Below are 24,022 nucleotides of genomic sequence, written 5' to 3' on the forward strand. Positions count from 1 at the left end.
ACCCCTCTGCTCAGTCGCCCTTCACGTTGACGAGCTGCCGCAGCGTGTGCCGGATCGACACCAGGCTCGCGGCATCCGCCATCACCTGGTCGATCGGCTTGTACGCCTGCGGGATCTCGTCGATGAAGGCGCTCGTGTCACGGAACTCGATCCCGACCATCGCCTCCCGCAACTGCTCGTGTGTGAACGTCTTCCGCGCCGTCGACCGGGAGAAGTTCCGCCCGGCGCCGTGCGGAGACGAGTTCAGCGACTGCGGGTCGCCGAGCCCCTCCACCACGTAGGAGGCGGTTCCCATCGACCCGGGGATGAGCCCGGGACGTCCGGCATCCGCCTGGATCGCTCCCTTCCGCGACACCCACACCTGCTTGCCGAAGTGCTTCTCCGACTCGGTGAAGTTGTGGTGGCAGTTGATGCGCTCCTGCTCAGCCACCGGCGTGCCGAGGAACTCCGACACCTGCCGCACGACGCGGTCCATCATCTCGTCCCGGTTCAGCAGGGCGAAGTGCTGGGCCCACCGGAGCTCCCGGATGTACCGGGTGAACTCCGGCGTTCCCTCCACCAGGTACGCCAGGTCGGGGTCGGGGAGGTCGATCCACCACTGCTTCGCGAGCCGCTGCGCGACCGAGATGTGCTTCATGGCGATCTTGTTGCCGACGCCTCGCGAACCCGAGTGCAGGAACAGCCACACACGGTCGAGTTCGTCGACCGAGACCTCGATGAAGTGGTTGCCGGAGCCGAGCGTGCCCAGCTGCAGCCGCCAGTTCTTCGCGTACTGCTCGGGGTCGAACCCGTTCTTCTCAGCGAGCGCTTCGAGCTCGGCGATGCGCGGCTCAGCCGTCGCGACGACCTTGTTGTTGTAGCGTCCGGCCGACAGCGGGATGGCGCGCTCGATCTGCTCCCGGAGGGGAGCGAGGTCGCGACCGGTCAGGTCGTTCGCCGTGAACTGCGTGCGCACGGCGATCATGCCGCAGCCGATGTCGACACCGACGGCGGCGGGGATGATGGCGCCGAGCGTCGGGATGACCGAGCCGACCGTCGCCCCCTTGCCGAGGTGCGCATCCGGCATCAGCGCCAGGTGCGGGTGGATGAACGGCATGCGGGCCGTGGTGTGCGCCTGAGCGAGTGTCTTCTCGTCGATCAGCGATGCCCACGACAGCAGCCGTGTGGAGAGCCTCTCCATGATTCCTTTCCTTGTGTGGGTGTCCAGCCACAGGTCGGGGAAGTCAAGAAGAAAGCCCCGGACCTGACGGTGCGGGGCTTGCGAGAGCGGATGCTGTCACACGGCGCGCGCCGGAGGGTACGACTCGTTGCGGTCGTCGTGCTTCTGCTGAAGCGCGTCGACCGCGGCGAAGGGCTGATTCCGCAGGGCGGTCATCCGGTCGTCTCCTCGGCTGGCGTGCTGCGCCGGTCGGCACAGCTTTCCGAGAATAGGGGGCGACACGCCCGGGAGTCAAGCCGGATCGCGTGGCGGGTTGTACATGAACTCGATGCGGATGCCGTCGGCGTCCTCGACGAACGAGGCGTAGTACCGGTCGGAGTAGCGCGGATACGCCTTCGGCTCGCGCACGGCGGTCCACCCTGCCTCCAGGGCAATCGCGTGGAGGCGATCCACCTCCGCGCGGGACTCCACCGCCCAGGCGAGATGCTGCCACCCGACGCGGCCGTGCCGGTGCGGGCCGGACTCCTCGTCCCACACGTAGAGGATCATCTCGGTCTCGTCGCCGTTGTTCCACGAGATCGAGTGGTCGTCCTCTCCGCCGCTCCGATAGCCGAGTGCCGTGAGAACCGGATGGAACTGCGCCCGGCCCCGTTCGAGGTCGGCGACGGTGATGCCCAGGTGATCGAGGAGAGCCATGTGCCCAGTCTTCCAGGGGCGACGGACGTCGCGCCAGAGGGCGGTCAGAGCTCGATGCCGTGGTCTTCGTCGTTGACGCCCGCGTTGTTCCCGCGGCGCGACTCGTAGCCGAGGAACCAACCGAGCCACACGATCGCGGCCAGCAGCAGACCGAGCCAGACGTTCTGGAAGATGAGCCCGATGACGACGCCGAGGATCAGCAGACCGACGGTGACGGACACGCGGAGCATGGTGCGGGACATGACCTCAGCTTAGATCTCGGGGGCTCAGCGGTCGCGATGGTTCTCGGGTGCGAGGCGCGGGCCGCGGCGCGGCTCCTTCACGCCGCTCGCGTAGATCAGGCGGATGACGCGCTGGCGATGCCCCGCCCAGGGAGCGAGGAGCTCGAGCATGCCGTCGTCGTCGGTGCGGGTGCCGGTCAGGACGTAGCCGACCTCGTGTGCCAGGTGATAGTCGCCGACGCTCACCGCGTCCGGGTCGCCGAGGGCGCGGATGCGCGTCTCGGCCGAGGTCCATGGTCCGACTCCCGGCAGGCTCGTGAGGATCCGCTCGCTGTCTGCGCCGCCGGCTGCGGCGCGGACCGCACGCTCGATGCGGTCGCCGCGTTCGGCAGAGCGCACGATCGTCTTCGACTGCGGCGGCTCGACTCCGGCGCGGTGATACGACCACGAGGGGATCGTCCGCCAGACGGATGCCGCGGGAGCAGCGAACATCGGGCGCGGAGTCGGGCCGGGGGAGCGCTCGCCGAACCGCGACACCAGGAATCGCCAGGCGCCGAAGGCCTGCATGCTGGTGACCTTCTGCTCCAGGATCGCGCACGCGAGGGCATCGAACACCTCGTCGGTGCGGGTGAGGCGCAGGCCGGGGGTGCGACTGGCGACCTCGGCGATGAGCGGATGCCCCGAGGCGTCGAACCCATCGGCGTCATCGCGGGCGCCGCACAGGTCGGGCACCCGGTCGAGCGCCTCAGCAGCTCCGGCGCCCCACGCGGTCGCGCGGATCTCGTCGCCCGCCGCCCGCAACGCGAGCGTCGCGGCGCCGAGCGGGGTGCGCACGGCTCGCCAGATCACCTGTCCGTCGATGATGGTCGTCGGATCGCCACCACCTCGGCGCAGCACGCCGACGGTGCGACCGAGATCGAGGTCGTGCCGAGGCCGGTAGACGGTCTCCTGCGCAGCATCCGAGCCTGCGGTCTGGGCCGCTGCGGAATCCGCTGTCAGAGTCATGCGCCCACCCTACGCGGGGCGACTGACAGTGATCAGAAGCGGTCGGGCGAAGGCGTGCCGTGACCGTAGCGGATGACGACGTCGGCGTGCCGGTCGAAGCGGTAGCCGATGCCGCGCACCGTGCGGACGATGTCCTCGTAGCGGCCGAGCTTGGCGCGCAGGCGGCGCACGTGCACATCGATGGTGCGCTCACCGGGGGTCTCGTCGTCCTGCGCCTGCCAGAGGGCGGAGACGAGTTCGCTGCGCTCGATCGTGCGGCCCTCGCGGAGGACGAGGTACTGGAGGAGCTCGAACTCCTTGTAGGTGAAGGCGGCGGATTCGCCGTCGATGAGCACGCGCTTGCGGGAGATGTCGACGGTGACGCCGCTCTCCTCTTCGGCGACCTCCTCCTCGGCGGCGGCCTTGGTGCGGGCGATCGCCCCTGGCTCCTGCAGGGCGAGGCGGACGACGTCGAGGTCGCGTCCACCGGAACCGTGCGGGGCGAGGGCGACGGTGGCGTGGGTCTCGGCACCGGGAGCGAGCTCGGCCAGTGTGCGGCGGAGGGCATCGACGAGGAGCGGGAGGCTGACGCCGGCCTCGGCGGCCTTGATCTCGTCGAGTCCGACGTAGAGGGCGAAGCCGCGCGGTGAGCGGACAGCGGGGAGGTCGGCGGCGGCGGCGTTGAGCGGGGCGGCGGCCTCGGGCTGCTGCGGGCGGACGGTGCGGGCCTGGGCGGTGGCGGCGGGACGCTCGAGAAGTGCGATGTTCGACATGATGATGTGGTCCTCAGGACGTGAGCCGGAGAGAGGCTCTGATGCGTTGCATGAATGACCGGCGGAGCCGGGAAGCGAGCAAGGGTGGATGCTCGGTGACTCTGGCCTCGCAGATGGCGAGAAGTTCAAGTCAGGCGGGGTGGCTGTTCGTTCAGCGACACATTCGGCAACACATGCCAACGCGACCGGGCATCATCATCCCGGCAGTCCTGTTCGCCTCCTGGGCGGACAAAGGGCTTGCGTTGGTGGTCATGGGGGGATTATGTCCGATCGTGTCACCCCGTGTCAAAACGGACCCTCTGCGCAGAAGCGGGCGTAACGTTGCTCGAATGACGATCTCGAGCACGATCGGCGGGTTCATCCTGACCGATGAGAAGGATGAATCCCGCTACACGCTCATGCGCGACGGTCGACTCGTGAGCGTGCTCGACTATCGGGACGACGGACACACGATCGCCCTGACCAGGGCCTTCACCGTCCCGACTTTCCGCGGGCACGGCTACGCAGGGAAGGTCGTCGAGGGGGCCGTCGCCGACATCGAGGCACGCGGGGATCGCAAGGTCGACGCCGTCTGCTGGTACGTCGCCGACTGGTTCGCGGCGAACCCCGAACACGCCTCGCTGCTGCGTTCACGCTGACCGCGCAGACTATTTCGTTCTGTTACGCGGGGGATTTGGCAGGATGAAGGAATGAAACTCGCCGAGGCCCTCACCGCACGAGCCGATCTGCAGCGTCGCATCGAACAGCTGCGCGCCCGTATCACCTCGAATGCTCGATTCCAGGAGGGGGAGGAGCCGGCCGAGGACGCCGCGGCTCTCATCGTCGAAGCGGATGCCGCGCTCGTCCAGCTGCGTGATCTGATCCGTCGCATCAATGCGACGAACTCGCGCCTCGACCTCGGCCAGGACGGGACCATGACGGATGCTCTCGCCACGCGCGACGTGCTGCGGCTGCAGCACTCCTTGCTGGCGGATGCCGCGGCCGCAGCATCCGGGTCGAACGACAACTTCCAGCGCCAGATGAGATCGGAGCTGAGGAAGATCTCCGCGCTCCCGGTCGCGGAGCTGCGCACCAGGGCCGACGCGGTCGCGAAGGAACTGCGCGAACTCGACAACCGGATCCAGCAGGCGAACTGGACCAACGACCTGGAGGGGGAGAGCGGAAGTCGGTAGTCACGACGAAGCGGGCACAACCCCCGCCGGGAGGGGCAAGTTCCGGCACACCTGAGGGGCGGAGGGCAGCCCGGATCGCATCGCGCAGCCCCGCACGCCGCACAGGTGAAAGCGCACAGCGCACCATGCACCACCGCGTGTCGATCGTCGTGACGAGGGTGGGTCAGGGGACCTTCCGCTCTTCTCCTCCCCGTCTGCGGCACGCCTCGGACGGAATGTCGGAGGGGGTTCGTACCGTGTGAGTATGCGAATCCTGCACACCTCCGACTGGCACATCGGTCGCACATTCCACGGTCACTCGACCATGGACGCGCTGGCCGAGGTGCTCGGAGCGCTCACTGCGCAGGTGAAGCAGCATTCCGTCGACGTCGTGGTCGTCGCGGGCGACGTATTCGATTCCGCGACTCCGTCCGGTCCCGCCTACACCCTGCTGGGCGACGCTCTGGTCGCGCTGCACGAGACCGCGGCCAGCGTCATCGTGACGAGCGGCAACCATGACTCCGCGGCGCGGCTCGGCTTCCAGGCCCGGCTGCTGCGAGACGGCATCCACGTGCTCACCGATCCGCTCGCGGTCGGAGTGCCGGTCACGCTCGATGATGCCGACGGTCCCGTGCAGTTCTTCGGCATCCCGTACCTCGAGCCGGCGATCGTGCGTCAGCACTGGCCGGACGGTGACTCCGAGGGGCGGCAGCTCCGCACACAGGCGCAGACGATGGCGCACGCGATGGACCTCGTCCGCGCGGGCATGAGCGCGCACCCCGGGCGATCGGTCGCCATCGCACACTGCTTCGCGGCAGGCGTCGACGCCACGGCAGGGCTCGAGCGCGAGGTGCGTCAGGGCGGGCTCGACGTCGTCCCGCTGGGCGTGTTCGACGGGCCCGACTACGTGGCTCTCGGTCACATCCACGGGCGGCAGCAGCTCAGCGATCGCGTGCGATACGCCGGAGCGCCGCTGCACTACAGCTTCGGAGAGCAGCACAAGCCGCGCGGATCGTGGCTCGTCGATCTCGACGCCGAAGGGCTCGCATCGGTCGAATGGCTCGAGCTGCCGGTGCCGCGCCGCCTCGTCACGCTCACCGGCCCGCTCGACGAGATCCTGACCGCGGCCAACGTCGCGGAGCATGCCGGCGATTGGGTGTGCGCGATCTACACCGACGCGGTGCCGCAGCCCGAGCCGATGCGCCGCCTGCGCGAGAGCTTCCCTTACTGCGCCATGGTGCAGCATCAGCCGATCGCTGCTCCCGAGGAGCGGGAGCGGTCGTACTCGCAGCGCTTGCGGGCGGCCGTCACCGACACCGAACGCATCGATGCCTTCCTCGAACACGTGCGTGCGGGTCGCGGGGCGACAGAGACCGAGAGCGAGCTGATCCGCGCGGTGCTGGATGACCGGGTGCGTGCGGAGGCGCTCGTCTAGATGCGTCTCCACCGCCTGGAGGTCGAGGGGTTCGGCCCGTTCCGGTCGCGTCAGACGGTCGATTTCGACGCTTTCGCCGACGACGGCATCTTCCTGATCGCCGGTCGCACGGGCGCCGGCAAGTCCAGCATCCTCGACGCCGTTTGCTTCGGCCTCTACGGTGGTGTGCCGCGCTACGACGGCGGCGAGAAGCGGCTGCGCAGCGACCACTGCGAGCCCGACGACATCTCGGAGGTCGTCGTCGAGTTCAGCGGGTCGGCCGGTCGGTTCCGCGTGACGCGTTCGCCCGAATACCTGCGTCCCGCCAAGCGCGGCGGCGGCTTGACCAAGCAGGCCACGGCCGTCTCGCTCGACGAGTGGACGGATGCCGGATGGGTCGGTCGTGCCGCCAGGGCGGTCGACGTGGCGAACGAGCTCGATGAGATCCTGCAGCTGAGTCGCGAGCAGTTCCTGCAGGTGATCTTGCTCGCTCAGAACCGGTTCTCCGAGTTCCTGCTCGCCGGTAGCAAAGACCGCCAGACACTGCTGCGCCGGCTTTTCGGCACGCAGCGGTTCGAAGACGTGCAGGCCCGTTTCGACGAGCGGCGCAAGATCGCCGAGCAGGCCCTCGGTGCGCGCCTCGCGACAGTCGCTGCCCGCGTCGAGGAAGCCGAGCGTCTCGTCCTGACCGCCGAACTCTGGGGGGAGACGACCGACGCCGACACGTCTGCGGGCCCCGATGCGGCAGAGCCGGCGGCACGGACGACGACTACTCAGCGTCTCGATGAGCTGCGGCGGGCGAAGGCGCGTGCCGACTACCGCGCCGAGCGCCGTGCCTCGGAACGCACGGAGGCAGAGCAGCATTCGATCGATGCCGACGCGCTGCTTGCCGCGCGGCGCGAAGAGCGGCGAGACCAAGCCGAGCGCGATCGCGCACGGGTGGCACTCGCGGGACTCGACGACGAGGAACCGGCGATCACCGCGGCTCGTGCAGAGCTGGCCGATGCTCGGTCGGCTGAAGGCCTGCGCGCGACCATCGCTGCGACTGCTCGTGCGCGGGCGGCACTCGCGACCGCGGCTGCTGCGGAGCAGGACGCCCGAGCCGTCTGGGAGCTGTTCGAGGTCTCTGACGCCGATGATCTCGAAGCCTGGGCCGTCGAACGCACCAGGGAGAGCGGAGCGTGGGACCGCGCGCGGGAGCTCGAGAAGCAGGAGCCGGCGCTCTCTTCCGAGCTGCGCTCCGCAGAGGAGGCCGTCGAGGCAGCGAACGCACGCGTGGAGGAGGGGGAGACGGAGCGCTCTCGCCTGCCGGCGCAGACAGCCCTGTTGACGTCTGAGCGCGATGAACTCCGGCGCGCGGCCGATCGAGAGGCGGATCTCCTCGCCGCCCGCGATGCCGCCACGGCTCGGGTCTCGGCGGCTCGCGATGTCGAGCGTCTTCGGGCGGCGCAACAGCTCGCCGAGCAGCAGCTGACGGCGGCGACGATCGCCCACGCCTCCGCGCAGAGCGCCCTGGCGAAACTGCGGCAGCGACGGTTCGACGGCATGGCGGGCGAGCTCGCCTCCGACCTCGTCGACGAGCAGCCGTGCCCGGTGTGCGGGGCGCTCGAGCATCCGGCGCCGGCCACACACGCAGATCCCGTCTCGGCCGAAGACATCTCCACGGCTGAGGCCGCCCGAGACCAGGCGGCAGAAGAGGAGCGCGACGCGGCTGCCACGACGTCCGCCGTGCGGGCCGAGCTCGCTGCCGCCGACACTCGGGCCGACGGCCGCAGCATCGAGCAGGCGGAGGTCGAGCGAGCAGCGGCGACCGACCTGCACACGCAGAGCCTCACGGCTGCCGAACGGCTCGAGGTCGTCGAGACGCAGCTGCGTGAGATCACCCTCCGCGCCGAGGGGCTGGAGCGGCAGGCTGTGGAAGACGCTGCGACCCTCGCGGCGGCGAGAGAACGCCTCGCTCTTCTCGCTCAGCGCATCGCGGAGGCCCGCGAGGTGATCGCCGAGGCACGCGGATCATTCGCGTCTGTCGCCGAACGCCAGGCTGACACGGCGGCGAAGGTGTCGTCCGCCCGCACGCTCGCCGAGGCGACCGCCGAACGTACGCGCAGGTCGCAGGCGTTCGCCGACGCGGAGGCGGAGCAGGTCGCGGCACTCGCGGCATCCGCGTTCCCCGACGTGCCTGCCGCCGAAGACGCCCTCCGGAGCGCAGCAGCGCAGGAAGCCCTCGACCTCCGCATCTCCCAGCACGCGGTGCAGCGCGAGAAGGAGCGGGCGATCCTGTTCGATCTCGAGCTGCGGACCCTGCCGGAGGAGCCGATCGATCTGGCTCCGGCGGAGGAGGCCGCCACCACCGCCCGCGTGACCTGGACACGCGCCGTCGATGAGGCGAGCCGTGCGTCCGGCACCGCGGAGCGGCTCGACGACCTCATCGAATCAGCCGCCGCCGAACACGCCCGAACAGGGGAGGATGCAGCCGAGTTCGAGGTGCTCCAGAATCTCGCCGACACGATCGCGGGTCGCGGCGCCAACACCCGCAAGATGACGCTGGAGACGTTCGTGCTCGCGGCAGAGCTCGAAGAGATCGTCGAGGCGGCGAATCGTCGGCTGTATGACATGTCCACCGGCCGCTATCAGCTGCAGCACTCCGACGCGCTCGCCGCCCGTGGCGCAGCATCCGGTCTGGGGATCGTGGTCTCGGATGCCTTCACCGGCCAGACGCGCCCGCCCCAGTCGCTCTCCGGAGGAGAGACCTTCCTCACCTCGCTCGCCCTCGCGCTGGGGCTCGCCGAGGTGGTCACGGCGCGAGCCGGCGGCATCCGATTGGACACGCTCTTCATCGACGAAGGATTCGGCTCCCTCGACGGCGACACCCTCGACGTGGCGATGCGCACGCTCGATGAACTGAGGCAGGGCGGTCGCACTGTCGGCGTGATCAGCCACGTCGAAGCCATGCAGGAGCAGATCCCTGCGCAGCTCACGGTGCGGGCGATGCCGAACGGGCCGAGCATCATCGAGACGCGCTGAGGCGAAGCGGCTCCCGCGCAGAAGCTCCGGGGTCAGACCCCGTACGCCTCCCGGATGAAATCGCGCAGCTGCACGCTGCAGCGCGCGACAGCCTCACGCCAGTCGGTGAGTGCGCCATCCTCCGCCTGATCCGAGACGGCACGGAACACGCGGATCGGCACGCCGAACTGCTCGGCGACCCAGATGTAGGCGTAGGTCTCCATGTCGACCAGCGCGGCGCCGGTCGGTCGGATCACGGCCGTCACCTCGGCGTCGTCCACGAAGTGGTCGCCGGTGGCGATCAAGACGCCGTCGCGGCCGGTCGCGACGCGTGCGGGCAGCGACACATGCTGACCGGCGACACCGTCGAGGTCGGTGACGTCGTGCTGGAACGCGGAACCCACCTCATGCACGATGGCTTCGAGACCGGGGATGATCGCGCCGGCGGTGCCCACGACCACGATCTCGTCGTAGCTGCCCGCGTCGAGTGCACGGGTGAGGGCATAGGTGGCCTGCAGTTTGCCGGGACCGGTGACGAGACGGTCGAAGCCGTCGAGCGTCTCCGGGAAGGCGGACAGTTCGGAGGCGAGGGCGGCGACGAGGAGTTTCACTTCCTCATTCTTTCAGGTCTCGGCTGGCAGGAGCGTGCAAGCGGGGTCGTCGTCACCCCCGCGTAACACAGAGGGGTGATACTGATTCGAGGAAGAGTGGAGGATCACGTGTCGTTGCAGAAGCAGATCTCTGAAGACCTCGGCGTCCAGCCCGAGATCGATCCCGAAGTCGAGGTGGAGCGTCGGATCGGATTCCTCGTCGACTATCTCCGCACCACAGGAGCTCGAGGCTTCGTGCTCGGCATCTCCGGCGGGCAGGACTCGACCCTCGCCGGGCGGCTCGCGCAACTCGCCGTCGAGCGTGTCCGCGCCGAGGGTGGCGAGGCGAGATTCCTCGCGGTGCGCTTGCCCTATCGCGTGCAGGCGGATGCCGCGGACGCCCAAGCGGCGCTGGAGTACATCGCGCCGGATGCCTCGGTCGAGGTGAACATCCAGAACGGTGTCGACGGCGTCGAGGAAGACATCGAGTTCGCCGTGACGAGCGACATCAGCGACTTCAACCGCGGCAACATCAAGGCGCGCGTGCGAATGGTCACCCAGTACGCGCTCGCCGGGCACGACGGGATGCTGGTGATCGGCACCGATCATGCGGCCGAAGCCGTGACCGGCTTCTTCACGAAGTTCGGCGACGGCGCCGCCGACATCCTCCCGCTGTCGGGCCTGACGAAGCGACAGGGGCGCTCGCTGCTGCAGTTCCTGGATGCGCCGGATCGTCTCGCGTTCAAGGTGCCGACGGCCGATCTCCTCGACGGCCAGCCCGGGCGCGCCGACGAGGACGAGCTCGGCCTCACCTACGAGCAGATCGACGACTTCCTCGAGGGGCGTCCCGTGGATCCGGAAGCCGCGGGCCGGATCGAAGCCAAATACCTCGCCACACAGCACAAGCGCCACCTTCCGGTGACCCCCGACGACGACTGGTGGCGCTGACTCGGGACGCGCGCCGTTCGTCCCGTGTCGGATGCCGCGGATAGTGTCGAAGCATCCGACAGAACGGGAGCATCGTGCGGATCGATACCGAGGCGCAGCGCGTCATCTGGAGCGCCAGTGACCTCAAGGCGGCCGCCGAGTGCGAGTTCGCCTGGTGTCGCGCGATCGACGCGAAGCTGGGTCGGGTTCCCGCGGTCGAAGAGCCCGAAGACGCCACGCTGCAGCGCGCCGCGCTCCTCGGCGACGTGCACGAGCGCAACGTCCTCGCCCGCTACATCCATGACCTCGGCGACGAGAGCGTGCATCAGATCGAGAAGGTCTCCTCGATCGATGCCGAGGCGCTCGGCGCCGCGACCCAGGAGACGATAGCGGCGCTGAAGTCCGATGCGCTCGTCGTGTTCCAGGCCGCCTTCGCCACCGAGGAGTTCGTCGGTTTCGCCGACTTCCTGCGCAAGGACACCGACGGCCGCTGGCGCGTGCAGGATTCGAAGCTGGCGCGCAAGGCGCGAGTCACCGCCCTTATGCAGCTCGCGGCATATGTCGATCAGCTCGACCGGCTCGGCATCCCGCGCTCCAACGAAGTCGACCTGATCCTCGGCGACAGCTCGCTCAGCACTCACGCGGTCGACGACCTGCTCCCGCTGTTCCAGGTGCGGAGAGCGCGACTGCGAGCGCTGATCGCCGACCGGCGAATCACCGATGGCGCGACCGGTGCTGCCCTCGCCTGGGGTGACGACCGCGGTGACCTGCAGGTCGTGGCCTGCGGCCGATGCGCCACGTGCGAGGAGCAGGTGCTCGGCCACCGCGATCTGCTCATGGTCGCGCGGATGCGTCCCGTGCAGCGGGCTCGACTGCGGGCGGCGGGAATCGAGACGATCGACGCGCTGACGACGGCGACCGAACCGCCGGTCGGCATGAACGTCGACACTTTCGAGACGCTCCGCGCGCAGGCCCGACTGCAGGTCAGGGCCGACGCCGAGGGCGTCCCCACCTACGACGTGCACTACGCGCCGGCCATCCACACGCTGCCGGTACCCAGCCACGGCGACATCTTCTTCGACTTCGAAGGCGATCCGCTGTACACCGAGCCGGCGCCCGACGGCGAGGCGCACTGGGGCATCGACTACCTGTTCGGGTGGGTCGACAACACCGACCAGTACTCGGCGCTGTGGGCGCACACGTTCGCTGCAGAGCGACGGGCGATGGAGGATTTCCTCGACTTCGTGAAGGTGCGACGGGCAGCGCACCCCGGCATGCACATCTACCATTACGCCCCGTATGAGACCTCGCACCTGGTCGCCATGGCGGCTCGGCACGGGGTGCGCGAAGGCGAGATCGACCGACTGCTCCGCGAGGGCGTGTTCGTCGATCTGTATCCGCTCGTGCTGCGCACGGTCCGAGTCGGCTCGCGCTCGTACTCGATCAAGAAGCTCGAGCCGCTCTACATGGGCGAAGACGTGCGCACGAGTGACGTGCAGAAGGGCGATGACTCGATCGTCCAGTACGTCGCCGCGCGAGAGCTGGCTGCCGCGGGGGAGCAGAGCGAGGCGGATGCCGTTCTCGCCGACCTCGCCGACTACAACCGCTACGACTGCGTGTCGACCCGTCGACTGCGTAACTGGCTGATCGACATCGCTCGGCAACGGGGCGTGACGCCGGCGCCGCCCGACGAGATCGACGAGGTGATCTACGAACCCTCGCCCCGTTCGGTCGCCCTGCTCGCCGACGCCGAACGCGCGGTCGAGGCAGGCGGCGACGGGCAGGTGCACCGTCTCGCGGCGGCCGCGATCGACTACTTCCCGCGCGAGGCGAAGAGCTTCTGGGTTTCTCACTTCCAGCGGCTGCGCGAGCCCGTGACGATGTGGGACGGCACGCGCGACGTCGTGCGCATCGACCGCCCTTCCTCGGCGGTCAGCCGGGACTGGAGCATCGGCGAGGGGCGTCGGGTGATGTCGCGCGACATCGAGATCCGCGGCGAGGTGTCGCCGGGCACCACTCTGGGCGTCGGCTCGCAGCCCTTCGCGCTCTATGAAGTGCCTGCTCCTTTCGACACCGAAGTCCCGTCGCGGGCGGTGCACGTGCCTCACACGGTGACGGTCACGGAAGTGCTCGACGACGGCTATCTCGTGACCGAATCGGCAGTGCAGGGGCAGACCTGGGATGAGCTTCCCGTGGCGCTCACACCCGCCTCGCCGCCGCGCGTCGCGTCGCTGCAGGGGGCTATCGACGAGTGGGCGGATGCCGTCCATGCATCGGCACCGGGATTCCCTGCCGATGCGGCGACCGACATCCTGCGGCGCATCCCGCCGCGCACCACCTCGGGCGCGGCGATCCCCCTGGCCGGGGACGACGCGATCGACGCGATCGTGCGTGCCGTCCTCGATCTCGATCGCAGCTACCTTGCCGTGCAGGGCCCACCTGGCACCGGCAAGACCTACACCGGATCGCGGGTGATCGCGCGACTCGTGAACGAGCACGGCTTCAAGATCGGTGTCGTCGCGCAGTCGCATGCCATCATCGAGACGCTGCTCGGGCGCGTGGTGGCCGACGGCGTCGCGCCGGCCCAGGTCGCCAAGGCGCCGAAGGACTCCGAGGCAGAGGTCCCGTACACGGCGATTCCGAAGAGCGGAATGGCTTCGTTCCTCGCCGAGCATGCCGGCGAGGGAGTCGTCGTCGGCGGCACCGCGTGGGACTTCAGCAACACGCAGCGCGTGGATCGCTCGGGTCTCGACCTGCTCGTGATCGACGAGGCAGGGCAGTTCTCGCTCGCCTCGACGATCGCGGTCGCGGCCGGGGCGAAGCGACTCCTGCTCCTCGGAGATCCGCAGCAGCTGCCGCAGGTCAGTCAGGGCGCCCATCCCGAACCGGTCGACACGTCGGCGCTCGGGTGGGTGATGGACGGCGACCCGGTCGTCCGGCCCGAGTACGGCTACTTCCTGGCCCGGTCGTGGCGCATGCATCCGCGGGTCGCGGCTCCGGTGTCGAAGCTCGCCTATGCCGGACAACTCGCGTCGGCACCCGGTACGGAGAACCGGTCGGTCGAGGGCATCGAACCGGGGCTTCACGTGCTGCCGCTCCGGCACCGCGGCAACGCGACCCAGTCGCCGGAGGAGGCCGCCGAAGTGGTGCGTCTCGTCCGAGATCTTGTCGGCCGCACATTCACCGACAACGATCTCGACGCATCGACGCGACCCCTCGTGCAGTCCGACATCATCGTCGTCACGCCCTACAACGCGCAACGCCAGCTGGTCCTCGACGCACTCGACGAGGCGGGCTTCTCCGAGGTCCCGGTCGGCACGGTCGACAACTTCCAGGGCAAGGAGGCGGTCGTCTCGATCACCTCGCTCGCGGCGTCCAGCGGCCGCGATGCTCCGCGCGGACCTGAATTCCTCCTGCTGCAGAACCGGCTCAACGTCGCGATCTCGCGCGCCCAGGCGGTCGCCTACCTCATCCACTCGCCGGCGCTGCTCGACGATCTTCCGTACACCCCCGAGGGGGTTGCCCGCCTCAGCGCCTTCGCCCGTCTGGTGGGGGCGGCCCAGTGAGCAGCCACTCGACTGACGACATCCTTCGCGCGTCTGCCGCCTGGGTCTGGTTCCCGCGCGGCAGCGCGCAGACGAAGGAACACCTGCAGCTGGTGCGTTACCCCGCCCGGTTCGGCGGTGGCGTGCGCGCTTCGCAGGTCCGCTCGACAGCGGATGCCGCCGCCGTGCTCGACCACGCCGTCGAGCGCACCCGCGCCTGGGGAGAGACCCGTCTCACCTTCTGGACGAACCCCTCGGATACCCCCGACCTCGAAGGTGAGCTGCAGCACCGCGGAGCCGAGCACATCGATACGGTCGCGGTGTTCGCCCGAGCGATCGACGAACTCGCGGTCGATGTCCCCACGACTGCCACCGCAGAGGTCGTGCGCACACTCGGGCAGGTGCGTGAGGTCGACGCCATCAACGTGCCGGTGTGGGAACAGGCTCCCCTCGACGAAGAGGGGCTTCGTGTCGAACTCGAAGACGTCTCGGCGGGGCTGGCCGCGAAGCAGCACGTGCGCGTCCTCGGCCGGATCGACGGCACGGCTGTGAGTACCGGCGGATGCACGATCGTCGACGGGTTCGCCCGCCTGTGGGGCGCCGCCACGCTGGAGCAGGCACGGGGCCTTGGCGCGTACCGTGCCGTGCTTGCGGAGAGACTGCGCGTCAGCGCGGAGCTCGGCGCGACGACGGCCCTGGTGAAAGGGCGGATCGCCACCTCCGCACCGATCCTGCGACGCGTCGGATTCCAGCACTTCGGCGACGAGCGTGCCTACCTGCTGCCCGTCTGAGAGTTCAGGACCGTCCGGGTCGCAGACTCGGGGCTCAGACTGTGCCGTAGAGCCGGTCGCCGGCGTCACCGAGACCGGGCACGATGTAGCCCTTCTCGTTGAGGCGTTCGTCGAGTGCGCCGAGGACGAGCGTGACGTCGCGGTCTCCCGCCATCGCCTCGATCGCGGCGACGCCCTCCGGGGTGCCGAGCAGGCAGATCGCCGTGACGTCCTTGGCTCCGCGGTCGAACAGGAACTGGATGGCGGCGGCGAGCGATCCGCCCGTGGCGAGCATCGGGTCGATCGCGAAGCACTGACGGTCGCTCAGGTCGTCGGGCAGACGCTCGGCGTAGGTCGTCGGCTCGAACGTCTCCTCGTCGCGGACCATGCCGAGGAAACCGACCTCCGCCGTCGGAAGAAGCTTCACCAGGCCCTCGAGCATGCCGAGTCCGGCGCGCAGGATCGGCACCACGATCGGACGCGGTTCCGAGATCTTCACACCCATGGTCTTCGTCACGGGGGTCGTGATCTCGATCGGGCTGACCTTCACGTTGCGCGTCGCCTCGTAGGCGAGCAGCGTCACCAACTCCTCGGTCAGTTGACGGAACACAGGCGACGGGGTGCGCAGGTCGCGCAGCACCGAGAGCTTGTGGGTGATGAGGGGGTGGTCGGCGACGTGAACACGCATGGATACAGGCTAATGCGCCGCACGCGTTCGCACGACATCGTCCGCCGCGAACCCGACCGAGCGCTGTCGTAGGCTCGACCCATGACCGCCGCCGACGACCTCGCGATGCAGCGCGCTCTGGAGCTCGCTGCCGACGCGGCGGCGGCGGCCGAGATCCCGGTCGGTGCCGTCGTGCTCGACGCCGACGGCCGCATCATCGCCGAGGGGCGCAACAACCGCGAAGCCACGCATGACCCGACCGGCCACGCCGAGATCGCCGCATTGCGGGCCGCGGCGGCATCCGTCGGTTCGTGGAATCTGCAGGGCCACACGCTCGTCGTGACCCTGGAGCCGTGCATCATGTGCGCCGGTGCGATTCTGCAGGCGCGGATCAGCCGTGTCGTGTTCGGGGCGTGGGATGAGAAGGCGGGCGCCGCGGGATCGATGTACGACGTGCTGCGCGACCGGCGCCTGCCCTACCGTGCCGAGGTCGTCGGGGGACGAGAAGCGGATGCCGCCACCGCGATGCTCCGCGACTTCTTCGAGCCGCGCCGCTGACCCCGCTTTTTTTGTGGAATCCTCCGAAAACGTGAGGCGCGTCAGTCCGACGACTTCAGCACGAAGACGTCGGTCGACGGCTCAGGGTCGATCGCGGGACGATACACGTCGGGTTCGATGTAGACGACCCGCGCCACCGGCACGGCCTCGCGGATCCGTGCCTCGATCGCATCGATGTCGTCGGCGGCCTCGCGCAGCGGCTTGTCGGCGCGGAGAGCGATCTTCGCGGCGACCATCAGCTCGTCGGGGCCGAGGTAGAGGGTCTTCATGTGGAGGATCTTCTCGATCTCGTCGCCCGCGTTGATCGCGTCCACGATCCGGTCGTAGTCGGCTTGCGTCGCGCCCTCACCGACCAGCAGGCTCTTGGTCTCGACACCGAGGACGATCGCGATCAGCACGAGCAGCACGCCGATCATCACCGTGCCGAGTGCGTCGAACACCGGGTTGCCGGTGATCAGCGTGAGGCCGACGCCGAGCAGCGCGAAGGTGAGACCGGTCAGCGCGCCGACGTCTTCCAGGAGCACGACGGGCAGTTCAGGAGCCTTCGAGCGTCGCACGAACGACACCCACGACTGCCCCTTCTCGCGCACGACGTTGCTCTCTCGCACGGCCGTCCGCAGCGAGAACGACTCCAACCCGATGGCGATGACCAGCACGACAAGCGGCAGCCACCACCAGGTCTTGTCGAGCTCGTGCGGGTTGGTGAGCTTCTCGACGCCCTCGTAGATGGCGAACAGGCCACCGACGGAGAACAGGATGATCGACACGACGAACGCGTACACGTAGCGTTCGCGGCCGTAGCCGAACGGGTGCGAGCGGTCGGCCTCACGCCGCGCCTTGCGCCCTCCGAGCATCAGGAGCAGCTGGTTGCCGGAGTCGGCGACCGAGTGGATGGCCTCGGCGAGCATCGAGGCGGAACCGGAGAGCGCCCAGGCGATGAACTTCGCGATCGCGATGCCGAGGTTCGCCAGGAACGCCGCGACGATGGCCTTGTTGCCTCCGGATGCACTCATGCCACGAGTCTAGAACTGCGCGCCGATGGATACCGGAGAGCCCGCCGTAGGATGACGACATGGCCGATTCGCTTCCCTCGCTCGCTTTCCTCGGTGCCGGTTCCATGGGAGGTGCGATCCTCCACGGAGTGCTCGCTTCCGGCATCCGGATCGGCGGCGGGATCACCGCGACCAACCGCACCGCCGAGAAGGCCGCCACCCTTGCGGGGCTCGAGGGCGTGACCAGCATCGCGCTGTCGGAGAACCCGAACGGCAACGCTGATGCCGTCTCGGCGGCGAGGATCGTGCTGGTCGGTGTGAAGCCCGCCATGGTGCCCGACCTGCTCCGCGAGATCGGTCCCCACCTCGCCGACGACACGATCGTCGTCAGCCTGGCCGCCGGCGTCACGCTGCAGACCTTCGCCGACGTGCTCGGCGCCGACGCCCGCGTCATCCGCTCGATGCCGAACACGCCGTCGACGGTCCGCAAGGGCGTCGCCGGTCTCGCTGCCGGGGCTGCGGCGACCGCCGACGATGTGGCGCTGGTGCGGCGCCTCTTCGAGACGGTCGGCGTGGTCGTCGAGGTTCCCGAGTCGCAGATCGACGCCCTCGGCACCATCTCGGGATCCGGCCCCGCCTACGTGTTCCTGCTGATCGAGGAGTTCACGAAGGCCGCGGTCGGTCTGGGGTTCACCGAGGACGACGCCCGTCTCATGGCCGAGCAGACCTTCATCGGCGCGACGACTCTGCTCGACGCCTCCGGCGAGGATCCGGCTGAGCTCCGCCGCCGCGTCACCAGCCCCAAAGGCACGACGGAACGCGCGATCGCGGTGCTGCAGGACGCGCACCTCGATCGCTCCTTCTCGGATGCCGCGGCGGCCGCTCTCGCCCGTTCCCGGGAACTCGCAGCCGGGAACTGACCTGTGCGACTGCAGTTCGAAGGCGAGATCTGGTACTGGCGCGGTCCCGCGCCGTTCCACTTCGTCACCGTGCCGCCGGCGGAGAGCGAGATGATCCATGACGTCTCGGCGGTCGTCACGTACGGATGGGGGATGATCCCGGCATCCGTCACGCTCGGCGCCACCACCGTGACGACCGCGCTGTGGCCGAAGGACGGCGGCTACATCGTGCCGATCAAGAAGGTGCTGCAGGACCGCGAGGGCGTGACTGTCGACGACGTCGTCGAGCTCACCCTCGACATCGACGCCTGACGGGACCGATCGAGCGGATGCCGCGGCTCAGCGGTCGAGGGCGGCGAAGCGCTCGATGTCGCTGTTGGTGCCCGACACGATGATGAGGTCGTGGTTGGTGACGATCGTGTTCGCCTCGGCGTAGCGGAAGGGCTTGCCGGGGCTCTTCACGCCGACGACCGTCACCTTGTACTTCGAGCGCACGCCCGACTCGTTCAGGCCGACGCCGCGGATGAACTTCGGCGGGTACATCTTGGCCAGCACGAAGTCGTCGTCGAAGCGGATGAAGTCGAGCATCCGTCCGCTCACGAGGTGCGCGACGCGCTCGCCCGCTTCACGCTCGGGGTAGATGACGTGGTTCGCGCCGACGCGGGCGAGGATCTTGCCGTGCGACTGGGAGACGGCCTTCGCCCAGATCTGCGGCACCTTGAGGTCGACGAGGTTGGCGGTGATCAGGACGGATGCCTCGATCGAGGAACCGACCGCGACCACGGCGACCTGGAAGTCGCCGGCGCCGATCTGCCGCAGCGCATCGATGTTCTTCGCATCCGCCTGCACCGTGTGGGTGACGCGGTCGGACCACTTCTGCACGAGCTCGAGGTTGTCGTCGATCGCGAGCACCTCGCGGTCGAGGCGGTCGAGCTCACCGGCGCACGCGGCACCGAATCGACCGAGACCGATGACGAGGACGGGAGCGTCGCCCCGGAGGACTTCAACCAACGATCGGCCTTTCCACGGGCAGCGAGTAATACTGCGATCGCGACGTCGCGGCGACTGCCGCGGCGAGAGTCACTGTACCAACGCGCCCCATGAAGATGGTCGCGGCCATGACGTACGAGGCCGAATCCGGGAGCTCCGCGGTGAGACCGGTCGACAGGCCGACCGTGCCGAACGCCGAGATGACATCGAACAGGACATGACTGATGTCCTCCTTGGTGATCTGCGCGATCACGATCGTCGACAGTGCGACGATGGTCGCCCCCCATGCGACGACGCTGAGGGCGACGCGCTGCACGTCGCTGGGGATGCGGCGGCCGAACACCTCGACCGACTGACGCCCCTTCGCCTCCGACCAGACGGCGATGGCCAGCACGGCCAGAGTCGTGACCTTGATGCCGCCCGCGGTCGACGCGGAACCACCGCCCACGAACATCAGCATGCTGGCGGCGAGCAGGGAGGAGCCGTTCAGATCGTCCATCTCGATGACGTTGAATCCGCCGGATCTTGTCATCGCCGACAGGAAGAACGCCTGGAAGGTCGTGTCCGCGGCATCCATCGAGCCGAACGTCTTGGGGTTGTTGAACTCCAGGATGAGGAAGACGGCGGCGCCGAGAACGAACAGCAGCACGGTCGTGACGAGGGTGAGCTTGGTGTGCAGCGACCACTTCTTCACGTGCCACACGTGCTTGGCGAGCGTGTAGATGACCGGGAAGCCGATGCTGCCGAGGAAGACGCCGACCATGAGCAGGAAGAGCACGAGGTAGTCGTCGGCGAAGACGGCGACCCCGCCGTCGTTCGGCGCGAAGCCGGTGTTGGTGAACGCCATCGCCGCGAAGTAGGGCGCCTCCCAGAGCGCGGCGATGGGATCGACCTCGGCCATGACGAGCGCCGGGTAGAGCAGCACGGCCAGTGACGCCTCGATGATCAGGGCCGAGACGGCCACCGTGGTGAGCAGCTGCCCGACCTCACCCAGCCGGACCGTCTGGCTCTCGTTGACCACACCGCCGTGCGCGCGCAGGGGGTTCGTGTCGCCGGCGGCCATCAGCTTCGCCCGCAGGCCGAGCCGGCGGGAGATGAGCATTCCCATCAGGGAGGCGAGGGTGAGCACCCCGAGCGCCCCGATGTTGACGCCGACGAACACGACGACGTGGCCGAACGGCGACCAGTAGTTCGCCATGTCGACGGTTGCGAGGCCGGTGACGCAGATCGTGGAGACCGCGGTGAAGAGCGCATCGCTCAACGGTGTGACGGTGCCGCTCGCCGAGGCGATCGGCAGCGACAGCAGCACGGTGAACACCAGGATCAGCATCGCGAAGATGACGATCGCGAAGCGCGAGGGGGAGGAGGTGACGATGTGTTTCACCCAGCCGGCGATGCCTTCCAGGCGCTCGCGCGGGGACGACGCCGAAGCGATGCCCGACATCGCGTCCCCCTTCGTCGTGCCCTGCCGCTCGTCACGGTCACACGGCGCCTATCGCCGAGCCTTCGTCATGGTACTCCGTGCCGGGGACGACTACCCTGATCTCATGACGGACATCTTCGACGTGATCGCAGACGGTACGAGGCGCGACATCCTCCAGCTCCTGCTGCGACGCACGGCCGAAGGCGAGACCGGCACGAGCGTGAGTCACATCGTCGCCGATCTGGGCATCAGTCAGCCCACCGTGTCCAAGCACCTCAAGGTGCTGCGCGACGCCGAGCTCGTGTCCGTGCGGGAAGACGGTCAGCGCCGTTTCTACAGCCTGTCGGTCAAGCCGCTCGAGGTCGTGGACGATTGGCTGGTCCCGTTCCTGGTCGACGCCTACGGCGACGAGGCACCCGACATCGCCTACCCCGTCATCCCCCTGAACGACAGTGCGGCCCATGCCGCCGAGGTCGTCGGTCGCGCCGCGGCATCCGCCAAGCACGTGGTCGCGACGGCGCTCAAGCGGCTCGGCGCCTGACTTCTCCCTCGAAGGCTTCATTAGCCTTGTAGCGATTTAGCTAATCAGCTAACATCGCGGTATGAGCGAAACAAGAAGCGACCCGACGACGCGCGTCATGGCTGGACTGACCACGATCCGCGGTCATATCCGTCGCCGCCTGCTGCTCACCTACCGGGTCGACGCGGGCGTGGCGAGAGAGGTCGTGCCCGCGCCTTTCCGGCCTCAGCTCGTCGACGGTAGCGCGGTCGCGGGCGTGTGCATGATCGCCTTGACCGAGCTTCGCCCGGGATGGGTGCGGCCGCGATTCGGCCTGTCGACGGAGAACGCCGCGCATCGGTTCGCAGTCGAGTGGGACGAGGGCGGCGTCACCCGTTCCGGTGTCTACATCACTGGACGGCACAGTTCTGAACTCGTTCCGGTCCTCGGCGGCGGGCGGCTCTTCCCCGGTGTGCATCGACGCGCCCGGTTCGACGTCGAAGAGGGCGGTGGTCGCTTCCATGTGCGCATGCAGGCACGCGACGCCCACGTCGCGGCCGACGTGCAGCTGACCGACGACTGGGGCAGCTCGCTGTTCGCCTCGGTCGACGACGCGTCCGACTTCTATCGCGCCGGGGCGATCGGCTGGTCCCCCCGTCGCGGCAACCGTGGGGTGGAGGCGCTGGAACTCTCGTCGACGGCGTGGGCGGTGCAGGCGGCCCGCGTGAACGACGTGTCGTCGTCGTTCTTCGACGGACTTCCGCGTGGCGCGGCCGTCATCGACAGTGCACTCGTGATGCGCGACATCCCGGTGACCTGGCGGAGCCCGGACAGGCCTCGCCCCTGACGACAGGGGCTTGTCGTCAGGGGCGATCCGCGGGCCCCAGCCCGCGTGGACTCGGCGGTGCCGGCACAAGTCCTACCGAAATACTGGCAGGCATCGCTGGGGGATGGGCGCAGGTTGTCTATGTCTTCGCTGAGACTCGTTTCCGAACCCGGTGATCCCCGGTGTCAGCGTCGAGCGGACTTGCGGCGGAACAGCCACGCTCCCCAGGCCACAGCGGCCAGAAGGATGACGAGACACCAGCCGATCGCCCACCACGGCTCGCCCTGCAGGGGTGCGTCCGTCAATAATCCGCGGATCGTCTCGACGATGGGCGTGATCGGCTGGTGTGCGGCGACGGGCTGCAGCCAGGCCGGCATGCTCGCGACGGGGACGAATGCGCTGGAGAGGTACGGCAGGAACAGCAGGACGAAGCCGTAGCCGTTGGCACCCTCCGGGCTTCCAGCGGCGAGACCGATCGCGGCGAACAGGTAGGTGATCGCGAGGATGTAGAGGGCGATCAGCCCGGTCAACGCGATCCACTCGACGAGCGAGGCGGTCGGTCGGAATCCGACCAGGATGCCGACGCCGATCACGATCGCCGTCGCGAAGAGGTTGCGCAGCACGCTGGCGACCACGTGCCCGGTCAGCACCGCTCCCGCGCGCAGGGGCATCGTGCGAAAGCGGTCGATGACTCCGGTGCGCATGTCGTTCGCGACGTACACCGCGGTCGAGGACGCTCCGAAGCCGGCGCAGGTGAGGATGATGCCTGGCACGACGTAGTCGACGTAGGCGCCGGACGGGTCTATCGCCCCGCCGAAGACCCAGGTGAACATCAGCATGAGCATCACGGGCAGCAGGATCGCCATCAACAGCGACTCGCCGTCGCGGAGCGAGTGACGCAAGCTGCGGCCGACGAAGACCGACTCGGCGGTGAAGCCGCGCAGACGCGGACGCGGCGTGGGGGAGGGTGGGGCGGATGCCACGGCTCGAGGCGCGGTCATGGGGATGTTCATGCGAGCTCCTTCAGGGAGGAAGTTCCGGCCGGTGGGGCGGATGCGGGGGCGGTGACGGCGAGGAACACGTCGTCGAGTGTGGGGCGCCGCAGCGAGACGACGCCGTCTTCGCCGGCTTCGTCGAGCAGGTCCAGGGCGCGTCGGAGGTCGGCGACCGAACCGTCGGTGGGGACGGCGCGGCGGAGCTCGCCGCGGCGGTCGTGGATCTCGACGGTGTCTCCGCCGATCCGGGCCTTCAACTCGGCGGGGGTGCCGAGCGCCGCGATCCGCCCGTCATGCAGTACAGCGATGCGGTCGGCCAGCTGGTCGGCCTCTTCCAGGTACTGCGTCGTGAGGAAGACGGTCGTGCCTGCGCTCGCGAGCACCCGGATGATGTCCCAGAGGTCGCGTCGACTCCGGGTGTCGAGGCCCGTGGTCGGCTCGTCGAGGAACAGCACCTCGGGCGTCACCACGAAGCTGAGCGCGAGATCGAGTCTCCTCCGCATGCCGCCGGAGAACGTCCGCACGAGCCGTGCGGATGCGTCGGTCAGGTCGAACTGGGCGATCAGATCGGCCGCACGTCGCTTCGCTGCGGCACGACTCATCCCGGCGAGACGCGCGAACATGATCACGTTCTCGGTCGCGGTCAGGGCGTCGTCGACGGCGGCGGACTGGCCGGTGAGGCTGATCCGGCGCTGCACTTCGACGCTCTGCGTGTGCACGTCCCAACCGGCGACCTTCGCCGAACCGGCGTCCGCAGGGGAGAGGGTCGTGAGGATGTTGATGACCGTCGTCTTGCCTGCTCCGTTCGGGCCGAGGAGGGCGAACACCTCGCCCCGGGCGACGGTGAAGCCGAGGTCTTCGACGACGTTCTTGCCCTTGAAGGACTTTCGGAGGTGCTCTACCTCGATGGTTGTCTCCATGATCGACCTTTCTGTGTATG

General features: G+C 68.7%; 24 protein-coding genes. 12 read left to right on the top strand and 12 right to left on the bottom strand.

The annotated features are described in order from the left end of the window. Window positions 1-10 precede the first annotated feature (10 nt). The 5 genes from V5D55_RS10530 to V5D55_RS10550 all read right to left on the bottom strand — a co-directional run bounded on the left by V5D55_RS10530 (window position 11) and on the right by V5D55_RS10550 (window position 3,833). Complete coding sequence (locus tag V5D55_RS10530; protein ID WP_435742685.1) at window positions 11-1,180, bottom strand: RtcB family protein; 1,170 nt, start codon at window positions 1,178-1,180, stop codon at window positions 11-13. A 270-nt stretch (window positions 1,181-1,450) separates the two neighbouring features. Then, entirely contained in the window at window positions 1,451-1,855 is a 405-nt protein-coding gene (locus V5D55_RS10535) for a VOC family protein (RefSeq protein WP_435742687.1), read from the bottom strand. A gap of 44 nt (window positions 1,856-1,899) precedes the next feature. Continuing rightward, window positions 1,900-2,097, bottom strand: a complete 198-nt coding sequence (locus V5D55_RS10540; RefSeq protein ID WP_435742689.1) for a hypothetical protein — start codon at window positions 2,095-2,097, stop codon at window positions 1,900-1,902. A 24-nt stretch (window positions 2,098-2,121) separates the two neighbouring features. After that, entirely contained in the window at window positions 2,122-3,081 is a 960-nt protein-coding gene (locus V5D55_RS10545) for a DNA-3-methyladenine glycosylase family protein (protein WP_435742691.1), read from the bottom strand. Window positions 3,082-3,113: 32 nt separating this feature from the next. Next, entirely contained in the window at window positions 3,114-3,833 is a 720-nt protein-coding gene (locus V5D55_RS10550; protein ID WP_435742693.1) for a winged helix-turn-helix domain-containing protein, read from the bottom strand. A gap of 329 nt (window positions 3,834-4,162) precedes the next feature. On the opposite strand from V5D55_RS10550, the gene V5D55_RS10555 reads away from it, so the two are divergent. From V5D55_RS10555 to V5D55_RS10570, 4 genes are all read left to right on the top strand, one after another. Next, a complete protein-coding gene (locus V5D55_RS10555; protein WP_435742695.1) occupies window positions 4,163-4,471 on the top strand; it encodes a GNAT family N-acetyltransferase in 309 nt (102 codons plus the stop codon). A 51-nt stretch (window positions 4,472-4,522) separates the two neighbouring features. Continuing rightward, window positions 4,523-5,005 carry a DIP1984 family protein gene (locus V5D55_RS10560; protein WP_435742697.1) on the top strand — a complete coding sequence of 161 codons (483 nt, stop codon included), beginning with the start codon at window positions 4,523-4,525 and terminating at the stop codon, window positions 5,003-5,005. A gap of 244 nt (window positions 5,006-5,249) precedes the next feature. After that, complete coding sequence (locus V5D55_RS10565) at window positions 5,250-6,419, top strand: exonuclease SbcCD subunit D (RefSeq protein ID WP_435742699.1); 1,170 nt, start codon at window positions 5,250-5,252, stop codon at window positions 6,417-6,419. Further along, the gene (locus V5D55_RS10570) at window positions 6,420-9,422 is read left to right on the top strand and encodes an AAA family ATPase (RefSeq protein WP_435742701.1); all 3,003 of its coding nucleotides are present in this window, start codon (window positions 6,420-6,422) and stop codon (window positions 9,420-9,422) included. It begins immediately after the preceding gene. A 32-nt stretch (window positions 9,423-9,454) separates the two neighbouring features. Here the strand turns inward: V5D55_RS10570 and V5D55_RS10575 are convergent, their stop codons facing one another. Continuing rightward, window positions 9,455-10,012, bottom strand: a complete 558-nt coding sequence (locus V5D55_RS10575) for a nucleoside phosphorylase (RefSeq protein WP_435742703.1) — start codon at window positions 10,010-10,012, stop codon at window positions 9,455-9,457. A gap of 108 nt (window positions 10,013-10,120) precedes the next feature. Here V5D55_RS10575 and nadE point away from each other — a divergent pair, with 108 nt between their 5' ends. The 3 genes from nadE to V5D55_RS10590 all read left to right on the top strand — a co-directional run bounded on the left by nadE (window position 10,121) and on the right by V5D55_RS10590 (window position 15,254). Next, complete coding sequence (gene nadE, locus V5D55_RS10580) at window positions 10,121-10,939, top strand: ammonia-dependent NAD(+) synthetase (protein WP_435742705.1); 819 nt, start codon at window positions 10,121-10,123, stop codon at window positions 10,937-10,939. Window positions 10,940-11,013: 74 nt separating this feature from the next. After that, the gene (locus V5D55_RS10585) at window positions 11,014-14,484 is read left to right on the top strand and encodes a TM0106 family RecB-like putative nuclease (RefSeq protein ID WP_435742707.1); all 3,471 of its coding nucleotides are present in this window, start codon (window positions 11,014-11,016) and stop codon (window positions 14,482-14,484) included. Next, a complete protein-coding gene (locus tag V5D55_RS10590) occupies window positions 14,481-15,254 on the top strand; it encodes a hypothetical protein (protein ID WP_435742709.1) in 774 nt (257 codons plus the stop codon). Before V5D55_RS10585 ends, V5D55_RS10590 begins: the two co-directional genes overlap by 4 nt. Window positions 15,255-15,288: 34 nt before the next feature. Here V5D55_RS10590 and upp read toward each other — a convergent pair whose 3' ends face one another. Further along, window positions 15,289-15,921 carry a uracil phosphoribosyltransferase gene (upp, locus tag V5D55_RS10595; protein WP_435742711.1) on the bottom strand — a complete coding sequence of 211 codons (633 nt, stop codon included), beginning with the start codon at window positions 15,919-15,921 and terminating at the stop codon, window positions 15,289-15,291. Between the two features lie 81 nt (window positions 15,922-16,002). On the opposite strand from upp, the gene tadA reads away from it, so the two are divergent. Then, on the top strand, window positions 16,003-16,458 hold the full coding sequence (tadA, locus tag V5D55_RS10600; protein WP_435742713.1) for a tRNA adenosine(34) deaminase TadA: 456 nt from the start codon (window positions 16,003-16,005) through the stop codon (window positions 16,456-16,458). Between the two features lie 41 nt (window positions 16,459-16,499). On the opposite strand, the gene V5D55_RS10605 is transcribed toward tadA, so the two are convergent. Further along, window positions 16,500-17,471, bottom strand: a complete 972-nt coding sequence (locus V5D55_RS10605) for a cation diffusion facilitator family transporter (RefSeq protein WP_435742715.1) — start codon at window positions 17,469-17,471, stop codon at window positions 16,500-16,502. 59 nt (window positions 17,472-17,530) lie between these two features. Here V5D55_RS10605 and proC point away from each other — a divergent pair, with 59 nt between their 5' ends. Together proC and V5D55_RS10615 are read left to right on the top strand one after the other, a co-directional pair. Beyond that, window positions 17,531-18,370, top strand: a complete 840-nt coding sequence (gene proC / locus V5D55_RS10610; protein WP_435742717.1) for a pyrroline-5-carboxylate reductase — start codon at window positions 17,531-17,533, stop codon at window positions 18,368-18,370. A 3-nt stretch (window positions 18,371-18,373) separates the two neighbouring features. After that, complete coding sequence (locus V5D55_RS10615; protein WP_435742718.1) at window positions 18,374-18,661, top strand: DUF1905 domain-containing protein; 288 nt, start codon at window positions 18,374-18,376, stop codon at window positions 18,659-18,661. 27 nt (window positions 18,662-18,688) lie between these two features. Here the strand turns inward: V5D55_RS10615 and V5D55_RS10620 are convergent, their stop codons facing one another. Together V5D55_RS10620 and V5D55_RS10625 are read right to left on the bottom strand one after the other, a co-directional pair. Next, window positions 18,689-19,360, bottom strand: a complete 672-nt coding sequence (locus V5D55_RS10620; protein ID WP_116634434.1) for a potassium channel family protein — start codon at window positions 19,358-19,360, stop codon at window positions 18,689-18,691. Beyond that, window positions 19,353-20,783 carry a TrkH family potassium uptake protein gene (locus V5D55_RS10625; protein WP_435742721.1) on the bottom strand — a complete coding sequence of 477 codons (1,431 nt, stop codon included), beginning with the start codon at window positions 20,781-20,783 and terminating at the stop codon, window positions 19,353-19,355. The genes V5D55_RS10620 and V5D55_RS10625 overlap by 8 nt, the downstream gene beginning before the upstream one ends. A gap of 103 nt (window positions 20,784-20,886) precedes the next feature. Between V5D55_RS10625 and V5D55_RS10630 the strand changes: the two genes are divergently transcribed. After that, a complete protein-coding gene (locus V5D55_RS10630; RefSeq protein ID WP_435742723.1) occupies window positions 20,887-21,303 on the top strand; it encodes an ArsR/SmtB family transcription factor in 417 nt (138 codons plus the stop codon). A 61-nt stretch (window positions 21,304-21,364) separates the two neighbouring features. Then, window positions 21,365-22,108 (top strand): DUF2071 domain-containing protein, encoded by a 744-nt coding sequence (locus V5D55_RS10635; protein ID WP_435742725.1) that lies wholly within the window; start codon window positions 21,365-21,367, stop codon window positions 22,106-22,108. 164 nt (window positions 22,109-22,272) lie between these two features. Here V5D55_RS10635 and V5D55_RS10640 read toward each other — a convergent pair whose 3' ends face one another. Next, window positions 22,273-23,100, bottom strand: a complete 828-nt coding sequence (locus V5D55_RS10640) for an ABC transporter permease (RefSeq protein WP_435742727.1) — start codon at window positions 23,098-23,100, stop codon at window positions 22,273-22,275. After that, a complete protein-coding gene (locus V5D55_RS10645) occupies window positions 23,097-24,002 on the bottom strand; it encodes an ATP-binding cassette domain-containing protein (protein WP_435742729.1) in 906 nt (301 codons plus the stop codon). Before V5D55_RS10645 ends, V5D55_RS10640 begins: the two co-directional genes overlap by 4 nt. Window positions 24,003-24,022 lie beyond the last annotated feature (20 nt).

It is taken from the genome of Microbacterium sp. PMB16 (assembly GCF_051294855.1).
In the GTDB taxonomy this organism is placed as follows: domain Bacteria; phylum Actinomycetota; class Actinomycetes; order Actinomycetales; family Microbacteriaceae; genus Microbacterium.

Coding starts and splice junctions, on each gene's coding strand:
- V5D55_RS10530 (WP_435742685.1), bottom strand. CDS start 1,180: ATGGAGAGGCTCTCCACACGGCTGCTGTCGTGGGCATCGCTGATCGAC.
- V5D55_RS10535 (WP_435742687.1), bottom strand. CDS start 1,855: ATGGCTCTCCTCGATCACCTGGGCATCACCGTCGCCGACCTCGAACGG.
- V5D55_RS10540 (WP_435742689.1), bottom strand. CDS start 2,097: ATGTCCCGCACCATGCTCCGCGTGTCCGTCACCGTCGGTCTGCTGATC.
- V5D55_RS10545 (WP_435742691.1), bottom strand. CDS start 3,081: ATGACTCTGACAGCGGATTCCGCAGCGGCCCAGACCGCAGGCTCGGAT.
- V5D55_RS10550 (WP_435742693.1), bottom strand. CDS start 3,833: ATGTCGAACATCGCACTTCTCGAGCGTCCCGCCGCCACCGCCCAGGCC.
- V5D55_RS10555 (WP_435742695.1), top strand. CDS start 4,163: ATGACGATCTCGAGCACGATCGGCGGGTTCATCCTGACCGATGAGAAG.
- V5D55_RS10560 (WP_435742697.1), top strand. CDS start 4,523: ATGAAACTCGCCGAGGCCCTCACCGCACGAGCCGATCTGCAGCGTCGC.
- V5D55_RS10565 (WP_435742699.1), top strand. CDS start 5,250: ATGCGAATCCTGCACACCTCCGACTGGCACATCGGTCGCACATTCCAC.
- V5D55_RS10570 (WP_435742701.1), top strand. CDS start 6,420: ATGCGTCTCCACCGCCTGGAGGTCGAGGGGTTCGGCCCGTTCCGGTCG.
- upp (WP_435742711.1), bottom strand. CDS start 15,921: ATGCGTGTTCACGTCGCCGACCACCCCCTCATCACCCACAAGCTCTCG.
- tadA (WP_435742713.1), top strand. CDS start 16,003: ATGACCGCCGCCGACGACCTCGCGATGCAGCGCGCTCTGGAGCTCGCT.
- V5D55_RS10605 (WP_435742715.1), bottom strand. CDS start 17,471: ATGAGTGCATCCGGAGGCAACAAGGCCATCGTCGCGGCGTTCCTGGCG.
- proC (WP_435742717.1), top strand. CDS start 17,531: ATGGCCGATTCGCTTCCCTCGCTCGCTTTCCTCGGTGCCGGTTCCATG.
- V5D55_RS10625 (WP_435742721.1), bottom strand. CDS start 20,783: ATGTCGGGCATCGCTTCGGCGTCGTCCCCGCGCGAGCGCCTGGAAGGC.
- V5D55_RS10630 (WP_435742723.1), top strand. CDS start 20,887: ATGACGGACATCTTCGACGTGATCGCAGACGGTACGAGGCGCGACATC.
- V5D55_RS10635 (WP_435742725.1), top strand. CDS start 21,365: ATGAGCGAAACAAGAAGCGACCCGACGACGCGCGTCATGGCTGGACTG.
- V5D55_RS10640 (WP_435742727.1), bottom strand. CDS start 23,100: ATGAACATCCCCATGACCGCGCCTCGAGCCGTGGCATCCGCCCCACCC.
- V5D55_RS10645 (WP_435742729.1), bottom strand. CDS start 24,002: ATGGAGACAACCATCGAGGTAGAGCACCTCCGAAAGTCCTTCAAGGGC.